Here is a 22,785-nt window from a genome sequence, read left to right as displayed (position 1 = left end):
TTTTTCTTATAAATAATTTAATTATCTTATATACTTTAGAATTTATACTAAATTACATTAATGTATATAAAAAAGACTTTCCAATAACTTGAAAAGTCTTAATAATGGTGCGTCAGAGAGGATTCGAACCCCCGGCCAACTGGTTCGTAGCCAGCTACTCTATCCAACTGAGCTACTAACGCATATTTAACATAATTATATTAACACAAATATAAAAAAAAATCAATTTTATATTGTTTAGTTTACAAAGCAAAAGCACCTAATATTAGGTGCTCTATGGCGGAGAAAGAGGGATTTGAACCCTCGCGCCGGTTACCCGACCTACGCCCTTAGCAGGGGCGCCTCTTCGGCCACTTGAGTATTTCTCCATGCCCTACATTTATAAATTATTATAATTTGGCGGAAAGATAGGGATTCGAACCCTAGGTACGGTCACCCGTACGCCGGTTTTCAAGACCGGTGCCTTAAACCAACTCGACCATCTTTCCACGTCTGTTGACATGTATTATTATATCAACATACCATATACATGTCAACACTTTTTTTTATATTATCTTATTTTCTCTTTATCTCCCATATATTGTCTTAATACTTCTGGGATTATTACACTTCCATCTGGTTGTTGATAATTCTCAAGTATTGCAGCTACTGTCCTCCCTGCAGCTAATCCTGATCCATTTAATGTATGAACGTACTGTGGCTTATCCTTTGAAGTTTCCTTATATTTTATATTAGCACGCCTTGCTTGAAAATCCTCAAAATTACTACAGCTTGATATTTCTACAAATCTATTGTAACTTGGCATCCATACTTCTATATCGTACTTTAAAGCTGCTGTAAATCCTAAATCTCCTTTACATATCTTAACTACTCTATAAGGAAGACATAAGCCTTGTAATATTTCTTCTGCATCATTAGTTAACTTTTCAAGTTCATCATAAGATTGCTCAGGTTTTGTAAACTTAACAAGTTCAACTTTATTAAATTGACGCTGTCTTACTAAACCTCTTGTATCTCTTCCAGCTGAACTTGATTCTGATCTAAAACATGCACTATATGCAACATGTTTTATAGGTAAATCTTCACCTTTTAGAACTTCATCCCTATAAAAATTAGTTACTGGAACTTCAGCTGTAGGTATTAAAAATAAATCACTATTTGAAATTCTAAATGTATCTTCTTCAAACTTAGGAAGCTGACCTGTTCCTACCATACTACTGCTATTCACCATATATGGTGGAAACAATTCTTCATAACCATGTTTTTCTGTATGCACATCTAAAAAATATGTTATAACTGCTCTTTCAAGTCTAGCTCCTAATCCTCTATAAAATGTAAACCTTGATCCTGCAACTTTTCCTCCTCTTTCAAAATCGAGTATATTAAGATCTGCTCCTATATCCCAATGAGCCTTTGGAGTAAATTCAAATTTAGTAGGTTTTGACCATCTTCTTATTTCTACGTTATCTGAATCTGTTTCGCCTTCTGGAACTGATATATGAGGTATATTAGGTATCCTAAGCATTATGTATTGGATTTTATTATCTACTTCTGAAAGTTCAATATCAAATTGCTTTATTTTATCTGTCAAATTCTTTATTTCACTAACAATAAAATCTGAGCTTTTACCTTCTTTTTTTAATTTTCCTATTTGAATTGAATCCTGATTTTTTTTATTTTTTAATACTTCAACTTCAATTAGTATCCTTCTTCTTTTTTCATCTAAATCTAATACCTCATCTATAATTGTTTCTTCAAAATGTTCCCCTCTATTTTTTAATGCTTTTTTAATTTCTTCCTTATTTTTTCTTATCCTCTTTAAATCTAACATAAATTTTTCCCCCTTAAAGTTTTAACCAAAAAACCTCTCATTCCCAAAAAGAGGATGAAAGGCTCTTTACAATAATTAACTAAAACTTTTCATTTTACTTATTAATTCTAACCATAGTTTTAGTAGAAACTATGTCCACCCCAGTATTTAAGATATTTTTACAAACTATATCTCCCTGTCTCATTGGTGCACCTACATAAAGTCTACTTAATGCTTTAGAACATTCTACCCATAATTTTTTGTCTAATGGCTTTGTACTTTTTACTGAAATTACATTACTATTTGCACCCTTTATCCTTACTAAAGTAGTAAAAATATCTTTATTATTATTAATTTTAAAATTTGCATATTCTTCACCTATATTACACAAATTACCTGAAACTTCTATTGAATCATCATATTTATCTATTCCTAATATGCACTTTTTATTGCATTTATCACAAATAATCTCTTTTATCAATTTAAGCTTCCTCCAAATTATTATATATCATCAAACTCTTTAATTCTACTTATCATAATTTTTGAGTTTTTGGAATCTTTAACTATATCAGTAATTTTTTTATCAGTTTCTCTCGCTAATATTGATGATATTTTATTTAAACATTGAGCTCCCATACAGCTTCCAAATGTTACTCCTGTTCTTCTCTTTATACCTTCTATTGTACGTGCTCCTAAAGGCCTTCTAATGGAATCTATTATTTCTCCCTCACTTACCTTTTGGCAGTTACATATTATTTTACCATACTTTTTATTTAACTTTATAATTTCTTTTCTCTCATCATTTGATAAATATCTAAATCTATAAAAATCTCTTCTTTTATCTACAAAGTCCTTTTTTAAAACACAATTTAAATTACTCACTATAGTCTCACAAACGATTTTAGCAATAGCAGGTGTTATTGTAACCTGACTGTAATTTTTTCCTGTAACCTTGACATATCCTTTATCAATTGAACTATCATCTATTATTAAAGTATCATTAAAAAATGATGACTCATAAAAAGCACCAATACATTCTTCATCTATATTACCCATAAAACTAGATATCTTTTCTATACTTTCTTCATAGGTTATATTTTCATCTGTTTTTATTGCTACTACATATCCTCCATCAACTGTAGGAATTGTATATAATTTATTTTCACTCTCATTTAAAGTTGATATTATATTTTTAAAATTTGCCTTAAATTCTTTTTCCAATAAAAAATATTTTAAATTACTTCTATTTTTATTTACTTTATTAGAACTATCTACACTATAGTTTTCTCCTGGAGTAGTATTTAGCACCGTAGTACACGTAAATTTATTTTTATTTGTAATTACGCTAAATCCTTTTGATATTTTTTGTATGTCCAAAACTTCTTCTTGTAATTTAAAGTTTACTCCATTATCAAATGCAATTTCTCCATAAGCTATTGCAAGATCATAAGGAGAAATTACTCCCGTATTTTTAGAATAAAGAGCCTTTCTTACATCTATATTTAAATTTGGCTCCATTTCATATACCTGCTCTTTATCTAATAAATATATCTCTTTTATTCCTCTTCTTATTGATGTGTTATACATATTCTTAAGTTTTTCTTCGCCCTTTTCATCCTCAGCAACAATTAAATATCCACACTTTTCAAAATCAACATTAAACTTATCCGAGACTTTTCCAACAATATCATTGCCCATAACTTGTAATTTTGATATTAAAGTATCTTCACCTTCACATCCATCATATACTACAGAACAATTAATAAGTGCAACATCATCTGCTATATCATAATCTTTCTCAATAAGGGCTATATTTAAATTATACTTTGAAAGCTCATATGCAGCTGCACAGCCTACTATACCCCCGCCTAATATCAATACGTCATAATCCATAGTTAACCTTCCTCTCAAAGATTTACAGTAATTCTAGTAATGTATAATTACTGTTGAATTCTCAGGAATGTTTTTATATATCCATTCAGCATCTTTTACAGATATTCTTATACATCCATGAGAACATGGAAAACCTATCTTTTTCCTTTCATCTTCTATTATATTACCTTTTTCATCAACTGGTATAGAATGTATTAGATAATTTGAAAAAAATTTAATATAATATCTTGCTCCTTCTTTATATTTATTACTATAAAAATACTCTCCTTTGTTTTGAACATAAAATATCCCTAAAGGTGTTTCAGTATCCTGATTCCCCATCATTCCTGTAGAACATGAAATAGTTCTTATTGTATTATCGTTTTTTATAACATTTATATTTTGCTTGATTAGATCAACATCTAATATATAATCTGTTTTTTTATATACTATTCCTTTTAAGTTATCCTTATTATTTTTTATCCATCCTCTTTTTCCACACTTATTTTCTTCACAATAAATATAACCATTTTCACTTTTATAAGCTACTACTACATCATTTTTAGCTAATTGAAATAGTACTTTACCCTTTCCTGAATTATCAGTGTAAACATCTACCTTATTAGCTGCTATATAATAAGTTTTCTTAAAACATGTATTTGAAGAAAATATAGCTACATCCTCTATAACCTTTTTTTTATCTAAATTATTTTTATCATTGCTATTATTTAAAGTTTTTTTATCTAAATTACTTTTATCATTATTTTTATTTAAAGTTTCTGTATTTACCTTACCTTGTGAATTATCATCAAACTGTACCATAAATGCTGGAGCAAAAATAAAAATACAGGTAAGTATAAAACTTAAAATTATAGTTTTTTTCAATGCAAATACCTCCAATTAGATACTGTATTTGTATTATTTGCACATAATCTATAATTTAAACCTGTATTTCCAAATTTCAATATAAAACATCACTGCAATTTAATGACGTCACATTATTTTTATCTAATAATTTTCTTATTTTCATTTACTTTCCTAATTGATTTATTGTTTCTCCAAGTTGCTTTATATATTCACCATATTTAGCCCAATCTCCACTTTTTTGTGCTTCTATGGCTTTATCATATAAATCTTTAGCTGTTTTTATATTTTGCACTTTTTTAGTAGTATCTTCAGGAGCTTTATTATTACTTGATTCATCATTCTTATTTTCATTCTTATAATTAAATACTTGTTGAAGAGCAGTTTCTACATTTTCTGATAGCACTATTTTATCACCATAAGAAACTATAACTCTTTTCATTTCTGGTATACTATTTTTACCGCTAGCTCTTAAATACATAGGTTCTATATATAATAATGAATCATTTATTGGAACTATCATTGTATCTCCAAACTGTACTTGAGATCCATTCTTATTCCATAAAGCTAATTCTTGAGATATTGTAGTATCCTGATTTATCTTTTGTTTAAACAAATATGGACTGTATATAGTTTTTTGAGGAGGAAACTTGTACAATACCATTTTACCGTAATTATCATTATCCATTCTTGCACCAAACAAGGCTACCATGTTATCTTTGTTTTTCATATTGAAATATTGTAAAAGAATCATCTCTTCACTTTTCTCATTTGGAAGCTTCATAACTACATATGGTGACTCCATTGTATCTTTTTCTCCATCTATTTGTTTTTGATTCTTTGCTACTTCCCATAAATCTTCTCCATTATAAAAAACTCCTGGATCAGTCATATGATATTTTCCTAAAACACTACATTGAGTCTTAAATAAATCTTGTGGATATCTAAAATGCTGCTTTATATCATCAGATAAAGTTCCTAAATCTTTAAATAGCCCAGGAAATATCTTAGCATAACTTAAAATAATAGGATCATTCTTGTCCATCATGTAAAAATTCGTAGTTCCATCTGATGCATCTATTACTACTTTAACAGAATTCCTTATATAATTAATGTTATCTTGTGGTTGGGAAAAAGGATATCTATCAGACGTTGTATACGCATCCAAAATCCAATAAAGTTTTCCATTACTTATAGTAATATAAGGGTCTGAATCATACTTTAAAAATGGTGCTATTTTTTTTGCTCTGTCAATTATATCTCTATTTATGAGAATTTTACTTTCACTTGTTATGTCCCTAGATAGAATAAAGTTCAAGTCTTTTTTATTAGCTGCAAAAAATATCTTATTTAGCAATGTCATTTTTATACCTGAAGGACCATCATAATTATTAGTTTGATTACTTCCACCCTTAGGATAATCAAATTCACTTATCTTAGTATTTACTATAGCATAATCATCTGTTTTTTCTCCAAAGTATATTCTTGGATTTTGAAGTTTGATATTAGTGCTATTTTCAGGAGGTATATTCTTTATTAGAAAATCAGGTTGTCCTTCTGATGTTACTGTATTTACTTTGCTCATTACCACTCCATATCCATGTGTATATACTAAATGACGATTTTGCCATGTATTAGGCTCTAAGGATTTACTATTAACTTCCCTTGCTGCTATAAACACCTGATTAATCTTACCATTGATATTATACCTATCTACATTTATATCTTTAAATCCATAATAGTATCTTATATTTTGAACTTGATTATAAAATTCTAATGCAGGTTTAACAGAATTTATTCTTATATTATCTATAGTATCTTTATTATCTTTTATATTTTCTTGAGTTAAGTTTTCTTTTACTTCAAAAGGTTTTGCATCAATATTATTGATGTTAAAAGCTTTTCTTGTATAATCTATGTCATACTTTATATAAGGTTGCTCTAAAGTTTTTTCATTTGATTTTACAATAAAGTTCTGCACCCCAGTAGATACAAATCCTTCTATTACAACTAAACTAACTATTGCAGCAATAGACATTATTATAGGTTTTGCCTTTGAAGTAATCACACTCCAAAAAATAATTATAGCTGCAATAAGTGCTACGACTACAATAACCTTATAAAATAATAACGTTATATGAGTATCTGTATAACTAGCACCAAATGCAACACCTCTATTACTATATACTAAATTAATAGCTTTCAATATATACCCTAAAGAAACACATATCATTATAAGAAATGAAACAACTGCTAATTGTTTACCTGCAAATCTAGTAAGTCCATTATTAAAAAAACTTACATTACTAAACTTACTTCTAAAGTTTTTTCTTGAATAAATTCTATCCTTAGCACTTAACATAAAATAAGTCACTAAAGTAATAATTACCAAAAATATCAGTAAAGTCACTACTTCCGCATAAATAGATTCTATTAAAGGTAGTTTAAATACATAAAAAGATACATCTAAATTAAAAATAGGATCCTTTACATTGAATCTTACTGAATTAGTAAATTGCAATATCCTATACCAATAGGTTGAAGAAAATACATAAGATATTATAAAGGATACTATTGTGTTAATTATAAAAAATACTTTTCTTTCAATAACGGTTTTTCTAGCATTTACCTCTACAACCTTCTTAAATTTAATAATGCTAAGTCTTAAACTTTTATAATATATCCATATACCTATAAAACTAATTAAAAACATAGGTATCATAAGTTTAAAAACTGCTACTATTTTAGTAAAATAAATAGATAAATATCCTACTTCCTTAAACCATTCTATATTTACTATAAAATTCATAATCTTTCCTATAGAAAAAAGACCTAAAAATACTATAAATATAGTTGTAATAAAAATTGGTTTTCTTTTCATTTTTAATCACCTCTTATTCATCCTTAATATTTTTCCAAGAGTTGAATATTTAGTTTCTATTGCACCACAAGGACATAATTCTTGGCAACAAAAACATCTTATACACTGTTTCATATTCCACACAGGATACTTTTTTCCTTCTTTTTCAATTATTTTTATTACTTTTGGCTTTTCTGGACATACTTGTGAACATCTAGCACATCCAATACACTTTTCTTTTATAACAACAGGATCTGGTGCAATTAGATCTCTTAAAAAATTAGTAACCTGCGGGCTTATAAAATAAAAATTTCCTCCTTCCCTGCAAAGTTCAAAATCTTTTACTACCATATCACTAACTTTTTCACCTAAAACCTCTATATTTTTTTCAAAAACCTCTCCCCAATTGTTATCATATGCTTCTTTTAACACTGGTATATCCAATGGATTATCATATCCTATCAACTTTGTTGCAATAGAATCAACTGCAGTTAAACTTTTGCCCATAATTAGTGTATTCATCTTTTTAGGTTTTCCACTTTTAGGACCATTTCCCTCCATGGCAATAATACCATCTAATATGGCAAAATTTGTACTAACTAATGTATTCAAATCTAAAAGCATTTTGCAAAAATTATTGGCATTTGGCATTCTAGTATGCCATGTAGCTTTTAAAGTACCTGGTATACATCCAAATTGATTTTTTACAGCTCCAGTATAATAAGCCATTGCATGGGTCTTCAATTTTGGTAAAGTTATAAGTACATCAGATTCATAAGGAGCTTTAGCTATGGTCCACGATTTACATAATATAGATTTATCTAATTTTGCATGTACAGATTCTTTAAAATCTTCAAACTTTACATTATATTTTTGTGCTACTTGTAAAAGTCCTGATCTTTCAGCAGCCTTATTAGAATCTCCAAATCCAGGTGAATCACCAAAGGATATATTAGATGAATAATCCTTTACAATCCTTATTACAGCTTCAAATACATTGACATTTGTAATTACAGGTGAACCTGCTTGCTCTATAGATAACATATTAGGCTTTAATAAAACTTTACTATTATAAGGTATAAGCTCCCTTAAAAAACTGTCACCACCCAATAAATCAAAACCTTCTCTTAATTTTTTTTCTATAATGTCTACATCATAAGTTTCACATTTTAATAATGCTACTTTTTCCATAACCTATCTCCATTCTTAACAAATTTTTAATCTGATATTAAATATCCCTTTTCTTTTAGTTCTTTAATCATATTCTTTATTATTTCTTCATTCTCTGCTACTACAGTATGTAAATGGACTCCTCCTGTTAAAATTAGGAGAGGTTCTGCCTTATATTTATTTATCTTCTTTATAAAATTCTCTACATCATAAAACGTTTTTATCATAAGCATTCCTCTTATTTCTCCATATAAAGGATGCTCTACGATAACATCTTCTATTATGCCACCAAATTTAATTATAACTTTAAGTTCGTCTTCTATATTTTCAGTTTTATGTGAAAAAGCCATAACCCTTTTTACTATACTTTTTTGTTCCTTAGGCATTAAATACCCTTCTGGTGTAGCTATAATTTTTTTACCCTCTGCTCTCAATATAGCTATATCCTTTACTATTATTTGTCTTGTTACTCCTAATTGTTCAGCCAATTCATGCCCTTTTTCAGGATTATTACTTTTTTTTAGTATTTCTTCTATATATGTTCTTCTTTCTTTTGAATTCATTTCTACCTCCAATAAATATAGCAATTAAATTAATAGTAATAAACAAATTTATAACTATATTTTACCATTAATTTTTATTAAGTAAAATGTTCATTATTAATTTCTGCTATCACACATTTTCAATATATTTAATTCACTATCTTCTTTTACTTCATTGTTATGATGATTTTTAATTAAATATAATATTCTATCATTATAATTATATTTTTTTAATATTTCATAACCTATTATTCCATGATTATAGTAAACATATATTTTTTTTAAGTTACAAAATTTTCTCAAACGTCCTTTAGATATTTTATCTCCTATAACAATAAGACCTTTATCTATTATTGTTAATTTTTTGACACATTTTCCTATATCATGTAATAGTGAAGCTTTTAAAATAACTTTAGAATCTACATCCTGGACTTTACAAATTTTTTCTACATCATAAGCTACATTAATAGAGTGCTTTTGTTCATTCACAGATAATCTAAAAAATAAATTTAATTCCTGAGAATTTAAATTACTTTTTAAAAACTTTATATCTTTATCATTTAACTTTGAATTTATAGCCCAATAGAATTGCTTTATTCTATAAAAAATCATAAAATACAACTCCTTCTTTATAATTATATTTTAATTCATATAGTTATAAAGTACACTAATTATTTATAAAAAAAAATATCTGTAATTTAAATTACAGATATTTTATGGTGGAGATAAAGAGACTCGAACTCTTGACCCTCTGCGTGCAAGGCAGATGCTCTCCCAACTGAGCTATACCCCCATATGGTGGACCTTCAGGGACTCGAACCCCGGACCTACCGGTTATGAGCCGGTTGCTCTAACCAACTGAGCTAAAGATCCTTAACCTGGCAACGACCTACTCTTCCACAGAGCCTCCCCTGCAGTACCATCGGCACTATAAAGCTTAACCATCGTGTTCGGAATGGGAACGGGTGTTACCTTTATGTCATTATCACCAGATATTCTTATTTAATTTTAGAGATTTTGTTATCTCAAAATTGCACAGTGAATTTATTTTGGTCAAGCCCTCGACCTATTAGTATCAGTCAGCTGAACATGTTACCATGCTTACACCTCTGACCTATCAACCTTGTGTTCTTCAAGGGGTCTTACTAGCTTACGCTATGGGAAATCTAATCTTGAGGTGGGTTTCACGCTTAGATGCTTTCAGCGTTTATCCCGTCCCGACATAGCTACCCAGCCATGCTCCTGGCGGAACAACTGGTACACCAGAGGTCAGTCCATCCCGGTCCTCTCGTACTAAGGACAGCTCCTCTCAAATTTCCTACGCCCGCGACGGATAGGGACCGAACTGTCTCACGACGTTCTGAACCCAGCTCGCGTGCCGCTTTAATGGGCGAACAGCCCAACCCTTGGGACCTACTTCAGCCCCAGGATGCGACGAGCCGACATCGAGGTGCCAAACCTCCCCGTCGATGTGGACTCTTGGGGGAGATCAGCCTGTTATCCCCGAGGTAGCTTTTATCCGTTGAGCGATGGCCCTCCCACGAGGAACCACCGGATCACTAAGCCCGACTTTCGTCCCTGCTCCACCTGTATGTGTCGCAGTCAGGCTCCCTTCTGCCTTTGCACTCTTCGAACGATTTCCAACCGTTCTGAGGGAACCTTTGGGCGCCTCCGTTACTTTTTTGGAGGCGACCGCCCCAGTCAAACTGCCCACCTAACAATGTCCCGTGACCAGTTTCATGGCCGCCGGTTAGAATCCCAATACTGTCAGGGTGGTATCCCAAGGATGACTCCACAGAAGCTGACGCCCCTGTTTCGCAGTCTCCCACCTATCCTGTACAGACAATATCGAAACTCAATGCTAAGCTGCAGTAAAGCTCTACGGGGTCTTTCCGTCCAATCGCGGGTAGCAAGCATCTTCACTTGCACTACAATTTCGCCGGATTTGTTGTCGAGACAGTGCCCAAGTCATTACGCCATTCGTGCGGGTCGGAACTTACCCGACAAGGAATTTCGCTACCTTAGGACCGTTATAGTTACGGCCGCCGTTTACTGGGGCTTAAGTTCATACCTTCGCTTGCGCTAAGTATTCCCCTTAACCTTCCAGCACCGGGCAGGCGTCAGCCCCTATACTTCAGCTTTCGCTTTAGCAGAGACCTGTGTTTTTGCTAAACAGTTGCTTGGGCCTATTCTCTGCGACCTACTTTCATAGGCACCCCTTCTCCCGAAGTTACGGGGTCAATTTGCCGAGTTCCTTGACAACAATTCTTCCGATGGTCTTAGGATTCTCTCCTCATCTACCTGTGTCGGTTTGCGGTACGGGCACCAACATCCTCCATAGAGACTTTTCTTGGCAGCGTGGAATCAGATACTTCGCGGCATAAAGCCACTCCCCATCACACCTCAACATTAACCAGACGGATTTGCCTGTCTGATCTGTCTAAGTGCTTAGACACACATCCAATAGTGTGCACATCCTATCCTCCTGCGTCATCCCATTTGTAATAACGTCAGTTGGTGGTATCGGAATATCAACCGATTGTCCATCACCTACGCCTTTCGGCCTCGGCTTAGGTCCCGACTAACCCTGAGCGGACGAGCCTTCCTCAGGAAACCTTAGATTTTCGACCAATAAGATTCTCACTTATTTCTCGCTACTTATGCCAGCATACTCACTCCTGTACAGTCCACCGCTCCTTTCGGTACGACTTCACTCCATACAGGAAGCTCCTCTACCGCTCTTTCGAGCCCATAGCTTCGGTGGTAAGTTTTAGCCCCGGACATCTTCGGCGCAGGATCTCTTGACTAGTGAGCTATTACGCACTCTTTAAATGAGTGGCTGCTTCTAAGCCAACATCCTAGTTGTCTTAGAAATCCCACATCCTTTTCCACTTAACTTACACTTTGGGACCTTAGCTGATGATCTGGGCTGTTTCCCTTTTGACTACGGATCTTATCATTCGCAGTCTGACTGCTGAGATACAAGTATATGGCATTCGGAGTTTGATAGGGTTCAGTAACTGTTGTCAGCCCCTAGCCCATTCAGTGCTCTACCTCCACTACTCAATCTCAACGCTAGCCCTAAAGCTATTTCGAGGAGAACCAGCTATCTCCGAGTTCGATTGGAATTTCTCCGCTATCCACAGCTCATCCCATGGTTTTTCAACACCAACGTGGTTCGGACCTCCACGGAATTTTACTTCCGCTTCATCCTGGCCATGGATAGGTCACCCGGTTTCGGGTCTACGACATGCAACTTTTCGCCCTATTCAGACTCGGTTTCCCTTCGGCTCCGTACCTTAAGTACTTAACCTTGCTACATACCGTAACTCGCTGGCTCGTTCTACAAAAAGCACGTCGTCGCACATAAAAGTGCTTCGACCGGTTGTGGACACACGGTTTCAGGTTCTATTTCACTCCCCTTCCGGGGTTCTTTTCACCTTTCCCTCACGGTACTGCTTCACTATCGGTCACCAGTTAGTATTTAGCCTTGGGAGGTGGTCCTCCCTGCTTCCCACAAGGTTTCACGTGTCTCGTGGTACTCTGGAGTAGATCTGACTGCTATTTCCTTTCACTTACAGGGCTGTTACCTTCTACGGCGGAGCCTTCCAGCTCTCTTCAATTAAGAAATCACAGTATTTATGATCTATCCGCAACCCCAGGAACAAGTTCCTGGTTTGGGCTCTTTCCCTTTCGCTCGCCGCTACTTAGAAAATCGATTTTTCTTTCTCTTCCTCCGGGTACTTAGATGTTTCAGTTCCCCGGGTTTACCTCCATAAACCTATGTATTCAGTTTACAGTACAATGCGTTAGCATTGTGGGTTTCCCCATTCGGAAATCTCTGGATCTCAGGCTATTTGCGCCTACCCAAAGCTTATCGCAGCTTATCACGTCCTTCTTCGGCTTCTGGTGCCAAGGCATTCACCATGCGCCCTTTGTAGCTTGACCATTCATGTGAAAATTGTCTTTCAACAATTTTCTTAGTTAAAATCTACAAAGGTTTTTTTACTTATATAATAAGTAGTTTTACCTTTAGCTTTACTTTTAATTTAAAAGTTATATTCACTGTGCAATTTTCAAAGAACAATTTGAAGAATTAGATTCTTCAAAATTAAACAGAGCTATTAAATAAACCTTCAAAGTAGAATTACCTACTTTGTCGACTCCTTAGAAAGGAGGTGATCCAGCCGCAGGTTCTCCTACGGCTACCTTGTTACGACTTCACCCCAATTACTAACCCCACCTTCGGCCGCTGGCTCCTTACGGTTACCTCACGGACTTCGGGTGTTGCCAGCTCTCATGGTGTGACGGGCGGTGTGTACAAGGCCCGGGAACGTATTCACCGCGACATGCTGATTCGCGATTACTAGCAACTCCAGCTTCATGTAGGCGAGTTTCAGCCTACAATCCGAACTGAGATGAGTTTTAAAAGTTTTGCTCCACCTCACGGTCTTGCATCTTTCTGTACTCACCATTGTAGCACGTGTGTAGCCCTAGACATAAGGGGCATGATGATTTGACGTCATCCCCACCTTCCTCCCGGTTAACCCGGGCAGTCTCACTAGAGTGCTCAACTTAATGGTAGCAACTAATGATAAGGGTTGCGCTCGTTGCAGGACTTAACCTAACATCTCACGACACGAGCTGACGACAACCATGCACCACCTGTCTCCCTGCCCCGAAGGGCTTCCCTCATTACAGGTAATTCAGGGGATGTCAAGTCTAGGTAAGGTTCTTCGCGTTGCTTCGAATTAAACCACATGCTCCGCTGCTTGTGCGGGCCCCCGTCAATTCCTTTGAGTTTTAATCTTGCGATCGTACTTCCCAGGCGGAATACTTATTGCGTTAGCTGCGGCACAGAAGGAGTCGATACCTCCTACACCTAGTATTCATCGTTTACGGCGTGGACTACCAGGGTATCTAATCCTGTTTGCTACCCACGCTTTCATGCCTCAGCGTCAGTTACGGTCCAGAGAATCGCCTTCGCCACTGGTGTTCTTCCTAATCTCTACGCATTTCACCGCTACACTAGGAATTCCATTCTCCTCTCCCGCACTCTAGATATCCAGTTTCAAATGCAGTTCCCAAGTTAAGCTCGGGATTTTCACATCTGACTTAAACATCCGCCTACGCATCCTTTACGCCCAGTAAATCCGGACAACGCTCGCCACCTACGTATTACCGCGGCTGCTGGCACGTAGTTAGCCGTGGCTTCCTCCTTGGGTACCGTCATTATCGTCCCCAAAGACAGAGCTTTACAACCCGAAGGCCTTCATCACTCACGCGGCGTTGCTGCATCAGGCTTTCGCCCATTGTGCAATATTCCCCACTGCTGCCTCCCGTAGGAGTCTGGACCGTGTCTCAGTTCCAATGTGGCCGATCACCCTCTCAGGTCGGCTACGCATCGTGGCCTTGGTGAGCCGTTACCTCACCAACTAGCTAATGCGCCGCGGGCCCATCTCAAAGCGGATTACTCCTTTAATTAGTAATTCATGTGAAAAACTAATGTTATGCGGTATTAATCTCCCTTTCGGAAGGCTATCCCCCACTTTGAGGCAGGTTGCCCACGTGTTACTCACCCGTCCGCCGCTAATCCATCCCCGAAGGGATTTCATCGCTCGACTTGCATGTGTTAAGCACGCCGCCAGCGTTCGTCCTGAGCCAGGATCAAACTCTCAATTTAAAAGTTTAATCTGTACTCAAATTATTGACGTTAAACTTATTAGTTTAACTAATACTGGCTTATTTAAAATAAGATTTTTATCTTACTTTCACTCTGTTTAATTTTCAAGGATCTTGTCGTACCCTGACGACTTTTATATCTTATCATGTTTGATTAATCTTGTCAAGAACTTTTTTTAAATCCTTTTTCAACAATCACACGACTTTTGTAGTATATCATGTGAGCTGAAGTCTGTCAAACATTAATTAGTTTAAGTTGCTGTACTTATCAGCGACATGTGTTATTTTATCAAATTTAATTTCTTTTTATTGTTAAACTATATCCATTACACTTAAATATAATAAATTTCCTGCTTATATCTCGAATTTTTGAGCTTTTTCTTATAAGGATACACCTGGTTTAGTTTGCTTAGTAATATAACGAAGAATATCATTAATTTCAATCTTAAAACAAATGAGAGGTACTAATACCTCTCATTTGTTTTAAGATTTCAGATTGTTCATAAACCCAGCATTTTTAAAGTGCTGGGTTTAATTTTGTCTTAAATATTTATGCGGTAGCATATAAAAAGAGAATGTTATCCATAAATTGGTTAGTGAATTCTTTAAAAATTGCAAAAATAGGTGCGATAGCACCCTGGCTATCTTTTTCATATTCTGAACTGCTGCTGTTAACAAACATTGTTCAGAAACTTTTTTAATTCCACGCATGCGACAATAGCGCAGACCATGGAGATTTTTTGAATCTGCAAAGCTACGCTCGATAGTTTCTTTTCTTCTTTTATATAGCCATTTTCCTTTATCAGTCTTAGTAAATTTGATTACTTCATCCTTGTAATCTTCCCAGACATGGCGATAAACAACTTTTCTTTTGCTTTTATCTGATAAGCAATTTTCTTTTTTATTGCATTGGCTGCAGTACTCGATTTTACATACATATTCTCTATAACCATCACGGTTAGTAGTTCTATATTCTAATGCTCTTAAATCTGGACAATAATATACATCTTGTTCTTTAACATATTGGAATCTAAATTTAGTAAATTTACCTTTTACATGAGGACTACGTCTATAGCCCATAACTGCTTTTAGTTCTCGTTCAAATATTTGTTTACAAATATTATTAGTAGAATAACCAGCATCGGCTCCAACATATTTAGTTTGCAAATTAAACTTTTTAATTTGAACATCTAGTCTTTCTATATAAGGATCTACATCATTTATGTTACCAGGCGTTACATAAACATCTGTTATTATGTTATACTTTCCATCTACAGTTCTATGATCTAAATAAAAAAATCCTTTTGGTTTTCCATCCCTATGCATATAGCCACTATCAGGGTCTGTAGTACTGGTCTTAATTTCTTTAGTTTTTTCTATTTTATCTTTTTTTTTAGAGGTTGTTTTCCATGAGCTACTCTATCCTTATTAATGTCTTCTTCTAACTCATTAAAATAGTCTTTGGTTGATTGTGTAATTTGTTCTTTTGTAAACTTGTTTTTATTAGCGTTAGCTTTCAAATGTGTAGAATCTGTATATAGAATTTTACCATCTACCAATTTTTTATTTATTGCTTGAAATACAATATTATCGAAGATTTCTTGGTATATATTTGTATCCTTAAATCTTGTTATTCTATTTTGGCTTATAGTAGAATGACTTGGGATTTTATCTGTTAATGAAAATCCTAAAAACCAGCGATAAGCTACATTTACTTCAATTTCTTTCACGAGCTGTCGCTCTGATCTTATTGCAAATAAGTAACCTATAAATAACATTTTGAATAAAACTACTGGCTGAATTGCTGGTCGTCCATTATCAGGACAATAGAAGTCCTTAGTTAAATCTCTTATAAATGAAAAATCTATATATTTATCAATTTTCCTTAAGATATGATCTTTGGGAACTAAATTTTCTATATATACTAACTCTAATTGTTGCTGTGCAGAATTATTTTCTTTAATCATAATAGTTAACTCCTTAAAAAATCTGATATTATATTAATTCTACACAAAATCTTAAAATCCTTTTTGAATTAAAAAAAAGCCCTATCGGGCTAAAAATTTAAAAGGCTGCTGACAAAATATGTTTATCAACAGCCTGCAATCTTAAAACAAATGAGAGGTACTAATACCTCTCATTTGTTTTAAGATTTTATTCATTTTCTGATATTTCATCATCTTTTTCTTCAGCAATTTTTTCTACGTTTTCATCATAATTAATTTTAGCAATAGCAACTACCTTTTGTTCTTCATCTGTTCTCATTAAAGTAACACCCATTGCATTTCTACTAGTTGTTGATATACCTGATACATTTAATCTTATAGCTACATTACTGCTATTTACAAGCATCATTTCATCTTCATCTTTTACTACTCTAGCTCCAACTATAGCCCCTGTTTTTTCTGTTATTTTATATGTTATCATACCTTTTCCACCTCTTCTATGAGGAGTGTACTCAGATACAGGAGTCCTCTTTCCAAAGCCATTTTCACTTATGACCAAAACATCCTGTCCTTCACATACTATATCCATAGCAACTGCTATATCTTCTTTTCTTAAGGTTATAGCTTTAACACCTGTGGCAGTTCTTCCCATAGGCCTTACATCTCTCTCATTGAATCTGATAGCATAACCATTCTTGGTAAATACAAGTATTTCACTTTCTCCTGTAGTCATTCTAACACCTATAAGTTCATCATCTTCTCTTAAGTTTATTGCATTTAATCCATTTTTTCTTATAGATGAATATTGACTAACTTGAGTCTTCTTAATTAATCCTTGTCTTGTTCCCATTATAAAATAGTTAGTTTTATCAAACTCTTTAAAAGTTATAACGGCCTGTATTTTTTCATTAGTTTCAATAGGTAATAAGTTTATTAAATTTACCCCTTTAGCTGTTCTACCTGCATCTGGTAATTCATATCCTTTTAACTTATAAACCCTACCTCTATTTGTAAAGAACAATATATTATTGTGTGTTGATGTAACAAACATATGCTCTACAAAATCATCTTCCTTTGTAGTCATTGCTTGTATTCCTTTTCCGCCTCTCTTTTGAGCAGAATATGTATCCGCTGCTATTCTCTTTATATATCCGGCATGTGTTAGTGTTACAACTACTTCCTGCTCTTGTATTAAGTCTTCTATACTTATCTCATTATCATTTTTTTGTATTTCAGTTCTTCTGTCATCACCATATTTATTTTTTATTTCTGTAAGCTCTTCTTTTATTATTTTTAAAACTAATTCTTCTTTTGCTAATACATCTTTTAAATATGCTATAGTATTTTCTAATTCTTTATATTCATTTTCTATTTTTTCTCTTTCTAAGCCTGTAAGCCTTTGAAGTCTCATATCCAATATAGCCTGAGCCTGTTTTTCAGAAAGATTAAAACTATTCATAAGACCATTTTTAGCTTCTTCACCATTTTTTGAAGATCTTATAAGATTTATAACTTCATCTATGTGGTCAAGTGCTATTCTCAATCCTTCTAAGATATGTGCTCTAGCTAAAGCTTTATCTAAATCAAACTTAGTTCTTCTTCTTATTACTTCTTTTTGGAATTCTAAGTAATGTACAAGAATTTGTTTCAAGTTTAATACTTCTGGTTTATTATTTACAAGTGCAAGCATTATAATACCAAAAGTATCTTGCATTTTGGTATGTTTATAAAGTTGATTTAAAATTACATTAGGGTTGGCATCTCTTTTTAATTCTATTACAATTCTCATACCTTCCCTGTCTGATTCATCTCTAATGTCTGAAATTCCCTCTATTTTTTTATCCTTAACTAAGTCAGCTATACTTTCTATAAGCTTAGCTTTATTTACTTGATAAGGTATTTCAGTTACGATTATTCTATGTCGTCCTTTTTCCTCTTCAATATCAGTTTTAGCTCTTACAATAACTTTTCCTCTTCCTGTTTCGTATGCATCCCTTATTCCCAACTTTCCAAGTATTATACCTGCAGTAGGAAAATCAGGTCCTTTTATTTCTGTCATTAATTCTGTTATTGTTACTTCAGGATTATCTATAAGCATTGATATACCATTTATAACTTCTGTTAAATTGTGTGGAGGAATATTAGTTGCCATACCTACAGCTATCCCTGCAGATCCATTAACAAGTAAGTTAGGAAATCTTGCTGGTATTACTGATGGTTCTTGTTCTTCTCCATCAAAGTTTGGAACAAAATCTACTGTATTTTTATTTATATCTCTCAACATTTCAAGAGTTATTTTATTCATTTTAGCTTCTGTATATCTCATAGCTGCTGCGCTATCTCCATCTACAGAACCGAAGTTTCCATGTCCATTTACTAATGTATATCTTATAGAAAAATCTTGGGCTAATCTAACTAAAGCATCATAAACGGCTGTATCACCATGTGGATGATACTTACCTAAAACATCTCCAACTATTCTTGCACACTTTCTATATCCCTTATCAGGTGTTAACCCTAATTCATGCATAGAATAAAGAATTCTTCTATGTACAGGTTTTAAACCATCACGTACATCTGGTAAAGCACGGCCTACAATAACACTCATAGCATAATCTATATAACATTTTTTCATTTCATGGCTTATGTCTACTGGTAAAATCTTTCCTTCATTAAACATTAATTACACCTCTTTATTATATGTCTAGGTTTATAACCTTTTTGGCATTTTCTTGTATGAACTCTCTACGAGGCTCTACCTTATCACCCATAAGTATAGTAAAAATTTCATCAGCTGCCATAGCATCTTCTACTGTTACTTGAAGTAAGACTCTTTCGTCTGGATTCATAGTAGTATCCCAAAGTTGTGTGGCATCCATTTCTCCAAGACCTTTATACCTTTGGATATTTGTATTATTGTCTTTTCCGCCCACATCCTCAAGTAATTTTTCTAATTCTTTATCACTATAAGCATAGTGTTCTTTTTTACCTTTAGCAACCTTGTAAAGTGGTGGTTGAGCTATATATACATGTCCTTGATCTACTAGTTCCTTCATGTATCTATAGAAAAATGTAAGTAACAATGTTCTTATATGTGCACCATCTACATCAGCATCGGTCATTATAATTATCCTATCATATCTTATTTTTTCAACATCAAAATCCTTGCCTATTCCTCCACCAAAAGCTGTTATCATTGCTCTTATTTCTTCATATCCTAAAATTTTATCTAGTCTTTGCTTTTCAACATTCATTATTTTACCACGAAGAGGTAATATAGCCTGAAATCTTCTGTTTCTTCCTTGTTTTGCAGAACCTCCTGCAGAATCACCCTCAACTAAATATATTTCACATTCTTTGGGGTCCTTAGACGAACAATCTGCAAGTTTACCTGGTAAAGATGTATTTTCAAGTATTGATTTACGTCTAGTTAATTCTCTAGCCTTTCTAGCTGCTTCTCTAGCACGTGATGCCATTAATGACTTATCAAGTATAGACTTTGCTACTTGTGGATTTTCTTGAAGAAAAGAACTTACTCCTTCACCTACTATACCATCAACTATTCCCCTAACTTCACTATTACCAAGTTTTGTTTTTGTTTGACCTTCAAATTGAGGATCAATAAGTTTTACTGATATAACTGCTGTAAGGCCTTCTCTTATATCTTCTCCAGATAAATTTTTATCATTTTCTTTTAAAATTCCAAATTTTTTTGCATAATCATTAAAAGCTCTTGTTAATGCAGACTTAAATCCAGCTAAATGTGTTCCACCTTCTACTGTATCTATGTTGTTTGCAAAAGAAAATATATTTTCTGTGTATCCATCATTATATTGAATGGAAATTTCAACAGAACAATCTTGTTTATTCCCTTCAACATATATTGGCTCTTTATTAATTACCTGCTTATTTCTATTTAGATAAGATACAAAAGATTTTATTCCACCTTCATAATGGAAAACTTCTAATTTATCAATTCTTTCATCACTTAGATTAATCCTTATATTTCTATTTAGAAATGCTAATTCTCTTAATCTTTGAGCTAATGTATCATAATCATAATCTACTTCTTCAAAAATTTCGGCATCTGGCTTAAAGTGAATCTTAGTCCCATGTCCTTCACTGTCACCTACTATTTCAAGACCCGTTTTAACCTTACCTCTTTCAAATGCTTGCTTCCATATATGTCCTTCTCTTTTAACTTCAACTTCACATAATTCTGAAAGTGCATTTACAACAGAAGCTCCTACACCATGAAGTCCTCCTGAAACCTTGTATCCACCGCCGCCAAATTTTCCACCTGCATGTAGAACTGTCATTATAACCTCTACAGTAGGTTTTTTCATTTTTGGATGCATGCCGACTGGCATTCCTCTACCATCATCAGTAACAGTAATCGAATTATCTTTATGTATAAAAACTTCTATATTTTTGCAAAAACCAGCTAAAGCCTCATCTATACTATTATCAACTATTTCGTAAACTAAATGATGAAGCCCTCTAGCACTTGTACTTCCTATATACATTCCTGGTCTTTTTCTTACTGCTTCCAGTCCTTCTAATACCTGTATTTGATTTTCATCATAAACTTGTTTTTTTTGTTCTGACATACCTATCCTCCTATTCTAAGGCTCATAATATAAAGTTTCTGATCTTTTAGTTAAAGTAGATGAAGAAATAGGTGATAAATAAATTTTACTTTTTTTATCAACTTCAGCTATAATAAAGGACTTTGGTTTATCCTTAGTAATCCTTTGAACAAAGCCATCTTCCTCAGCCATTCTCAAAAACTGAATAGTATCAGAACTATACATTGAATTTTCCACATCAAATATACCAATTATATCTTTTATTGGAACCACTATATTTTCACCTAAGTGTAAAAACATAAAACAATCTCCTTTCAAATTCTATTAACAAAACCTTTTTCAACTACAAATAATTGAGAATCTTTTTTTAAATTATTTTTTATATCTTCAATCCCAGTACAGGTTATAAATGTTTGTATATCACTAATAGAATTTAATATATATTTTTGTCTATTAGAATCGAGTTCAGATAAAACGTCATCTAATAAAAGAACTGGATATTCACCAATAGTTTCTTTTATTATTTCTAAAGAAGCAAATTTAATAGTTAAAACTGAAGTTCTTTGCTGTCCTTGTGAACCATAACTTCTAGTATCTACTCCATTTATTTTTATACTAAAATCATCTCTATGAGGTCCAAAAGATGTAATTCTCTTTTCAAAATCTTTTAATCTATTATTTTCTAATAAATTTAGAATTTCTTCTTCTGAGTTATCAATACTTTTTACACCTGTTATATAGTTGAATTCTATATTTTCAGAACCTGAGGTTATATTTTTATGTATTATTATGCCCTTTTCTGTAAGTTTTTTTACATAATGATCCCTAGTTTTAACTATATATGCTCCATACTTAGCAAGTTGCTCATCATACACTTGTAACATATCTAAATTTTTCTTATCCCATTTCCTTAAAACTACGTTTCTTTCATTTAAAACTTTATTGTATTGAACCAGGTTGAAATAATACTTTTTACTCAATTTGCATAATTCTATATCTAAAAACTTTCGTCTATGTGATGGAGATTCTTTAACTATTTTTAAATCTTCAGGTGAAAACATAACTACATTAAAAACTCCCATAAGGTCAGATATCTTATTTACTTTAATAGAATTTACATTTACACCCTTCTTGCCTTCTTTAAAAATTTTTATTTCTATTTTTTTATCTATTCTATCCTTTGAAACGTACAACTTTATGTACGCTTCTTTACCATTCCAATTTATAAGTTCTTTATCCTTATTTGTTCTTGGAGATTTTCCAATACTGCAATAATATATGCTCTCTAAAATATTGGTTTTTCCTTGAGCATTATTACCAATAAAAACATTTATATTTTTATTTAGTTCTATATTTAATTCTTTATAGTTTCTAAAATTAATGAGTTGCAAATATTTTATATACATACAAAAAACACCTAACATAATTATACCATACTATGGTTAATGCA

Annotated in this window: 13 protein-coding genes, 5 tRNA genes and 3 rRNA genes; all 21 read right to left on the bottom strand. The window is 33.0% G+C overall.

The genetic code is table 11. The features are described from left to right. Positions 1 to 105: 105 nt before the first annotated feature. The 21 genes from Ccar_RS20845 to recF all read right to left on the bottom strand — a co-directional run bounded on the left by Ccar_RS20845 (position 106) and on the right by recF (position 22,741). Positions 106 to 182: transfer RNA gene (locus tag Ccar_RS20845), tRNA-Arg, on the bottom strand. Between the two features lie 95 nt (positions 183 to 277). Continuing rightward, positions 278 to 368, bottom strand: a tRNA-Ser gene (locus Ccar_RS20840). Positions 369 to 397: 29 nt separating this feature from the next. Beyond that, positions 398 to 488: transfer RNA gene (locus Ccar_RS20835), tRNA-Ser, on the bottom strand. 62 nt (positions 489 to 550) lie between these two features. Then, positions 551 to 1,831 carry a serine--tRNA ligase gene (serS, locus tag Ccar_RS20830; RefSeq protein ID WP_007062870.1) on the bottom strand — a complete coding sequence of 427 codons (1,281 nt, stop codon included), beginning with the start codon at positions 1,829 to 1,831 and terminating at the stop codon, positions 551 to 553. A 94-nt stretch (positions 1,832 to 1,925) separates the two neighbouring features. Next, complete coding sequence (locus Ccar_RS20825) at positions 1,926 to 2,291, bottom strand: DUF1667 domain-containing protein (protein WP_007062869.1); 366 nt, start codon at positions 2,289 to 2,291, stop codon at positions 1,926 to 1,928. Between the two features lie 20 nt (positions 2,292 to 2,311). Further along, on the bottom strand, positions 2,312 to 3,703 hold the full coding sequence (locus Ccar_RS20820) for an NAD(P)/FAD-dependent oxidoreductase (protein WP_007062868.1): 1,392 nt from the start codon (positions 3,701 to 3,703) through the stop codon (positions 2,312 to 2,314). Between the two features lie 33 nt (positions 3,704 to 3,736). Beyond that, entirely contained in the window at positions 3,737 to 4,567 is an 831-nt protein-coding gene (locus tag Ccar_RS27250; RefSeq protein ID WP_048030385.1) for a L,D-transpeptidase, read from the bottom strand. 145 nt (positions 4,568 to 4,712) lie between these two features. Further along, positions 4,713 to 7,427, bottom strand: a complete 2,715-nt coding sequence (locus Ccar_RS20810) for a UPF0182 family protein (RefSeq protein WP_048030383.1) — start codon at positions 7,425 to 7,427, stop codon at positions 4,713 to 4,715. A 6-nt stretch (positions 7,428 to 7,433) separates the two neighbouring features. Continuing rightward, entirely contained in the window at positions 7,434 to 8,597 is a 1,164-nt protein-coding gene (locus Ccar_RS20805) for a DUF362 domain-containing protein (RefSeq protein ID WP_007064212.1), read from the bottom strand. Positions 8,598 to 8,623: 26 nt separating this feature from the next. Next, positions 8,624 to 9,139 carry a transcription repressor NadR gene (locus Ccar_RS20800; RefSeq protein WP_007064211.1) on the bottom strand — a complete coding sequence of 172 codons (516 nt, stop codon included), beginning with the start codon at positions 9,137 to 9,139 and terminating at the stop codon, positions 8,624 to 8,626. A gap of 96 nt (positions 9,140 to 9,235) precedes the next feature. After that, entirely contained in the window at positions 9,236 to 9,730 is a 495-nt protein-coding gene (locus Ccar_RS20795) for an HDIG domain-containing metalloprotein (RefSeq protein WP_007064210.1), read from the bottom strand. A gap of 105 nt (positions 9,731 to 9,835) precedes the next feature. Next, positions 9,836 to 9,911, bottom strand: a tRNA-Ala gene (locus Ccar_RS20790). Between the two features lie 3 nt (positions 9,912 to 9,914). Then, positions 9,915 to 9,991, bottom strand: a tRNA-Ile gene (locus Ccar_RS20785). Between the two features lie 3 nt (positions 9,992 to 9,994). Beyond that, a 5S ribosomal RNA gene (gene rrf, locus Ccar_RS20780) occupies positions 9,995 to 10,111 on the bottom strand. Between the two features lie 56 nt (positions 10,112 to 10,167). After that, positions 10,168 to 13,066 (bottom strand): 23S ribosomal RNA (locus tag Ccar_RS20775). A gap of 223 nt (positions 13,067 to 13,289) precedes the next feature. Beyond that, positions 13,290 to 14,801 (bottom strand): 16S ribosomal RNA (locus Ccar_RS20770). The 16S, 23S and 5S rRNA genes sit together here with 2 tRNA genes alongside, the layout of an rRNA operon. Before the next feature lie 530 nt (positions 14,802 to 15,331). Then, positions 15,332 to 16,767, bottom strand: a protein-coding gene (locus Ccar_RS20765) for an IS1182 family transposase (RefSeq protein ID WP_416101003.1) whose coding sequence is annotated in 2 segments (ribosomal slippage) — positions 15,332 to 16,185 and positions 16,185 to 16,767 — 1,437 coding nt in all. Because the reading frame shifts where the segments join, the coding sequence is not laid out codon by codon here. Between the two features lie 187 nt (positions 16,768 to 16,954). Further along, entirely contained in the window at positions 16,955 to 19,426 is a 2,472-nt protein-coding gene (gene gyrA / locus Ccar_RS20760; RefSeq protein ID WP_007063329.1) for a DNA gyrase subunit A, read from the bottom strand. A 16-nt stretch (positions 19,427 to 19,442) separates the two neighbouring features. After that, the gene (gene gyrB, locus Ccar_RS20755) at positions 19,443 to 21,356 is read right to left on the bottom strand and encodes a DNA topoisomerase (ATP-hydrolyzing) subunit B (RefSeq protein ID WP_007063330.1); all 1,914 of its coding nucleotides are present in this window, start codon (positions 21,354 to 21,356) and stop codon (positions 19,443 to 19,445) included. 15 nt (positions 21,357 to 21,371) lie between these two features. Next, positions 21,372 to 21,635, bottom strand: a complete 264-nt coding sequence (gene remB, locus Ccar_RS20750; protein WP_007063331.1) for an extracellular matrix regulator RemB — start codon at positions 21,633 to 21,635, stop codon at positions 21,372 to 21,374. Positions 21,636 to 21,649: 14 nt separating this feature from the next. Then, positions 21,650 to 22,741 (bottom strand): DNA replication/repair protein RecF, encoded by a 1,092-nt coding sequence (gene recF, locus Ccar_RS20745; RefSeq protein WP_007063332.1) that lies wholly within the window; start codon positions 22,739 to 22,741, stop codon positions 21,650 to 21,652. Between the last annotated feature and the right edge of the window lie 44 nt (positions 22,742 to 22,785).

The sequence above is a fragment of the Clostridium carboxidivorans P7 genome (assembly GCF_001038625.1).
Lineage (GTDB): Bacteria > Bacillota > Clostridia > Clostridiales > Clostridiaceae > Clostridium_AM > Clostridium_AM carboxidivorans.
The sequence above is the reverse complement of the archived record's forward strand: the minus strand, read 5'-3'. Positions and strand labels throughout refer to the sequence as shown.

Coding starts and splice junctions, on each gene's coding strand:
- serS (WP_007062870.1), bottom strand. CDS start 1,831: ATGTTAGATTTAAAGAGGATAAGAAAAAATAAGGAAGAAATTAAAAAA.
- Ccar_RS20820 (WP_007062868.1), bottom strand. CDS start 3,703: ATGGATTATGACGTATTGATATTAGGCGGGGGTATAGTAGGCTGTGCA.
- Ccar_RS20810 (WP_048030383.1), bottom strand. CDS start 7,427: ATGAAAAGAAAACCAATTTTTATTACAACTATATTTATAGTATTTTTA.
- Ccar_RS20805 (WP_007064212.1), bottom strand. CDS start 8,597: ATGGAAAAAGTAGCATTATTAAAATGTGAAACTTATGATGTAGACATT.
- Ccar_RS20800 (WP_007064211.1), bottom strand. CDS start 9,139: ATGAATTCAAAAGAAAGAAGAACATATATAGAAGAAATACTAAAAAAA.
- Ccar_RS20795 (WP_007064210.1), bottom strand. CDS start 9,730: ATGATTTTTTATAGAATAAAGCAATTCTATTGGGCTATAAATTCAAAG.
- gyrA (WP_007063329.1), bottom strand. CDS start 19,426: ATGTTTAATGAAGGAAAGATTTTACCAGTAGACATAAGCCATGAAATG.
- gyrB (WP_007063330.1), bottom strand. CDS start 21,356: ATGTCAGAACAAAAAAAACAAGTTTATGATGAAAATCAAATACAGGTA.
- remB (WP_007063331.1), bottom strand. CDS start 21,635: ATGTTTTTACACTTAGGTGAAAATATAGTGGTTCCAATAAAAGATATA.
- recF (WP_007063332.1), bottom strand. CDS start 22,741: ATGTATATAAAATATTTGCAACTCATTAATTTTAGAAACTATAAAGAA.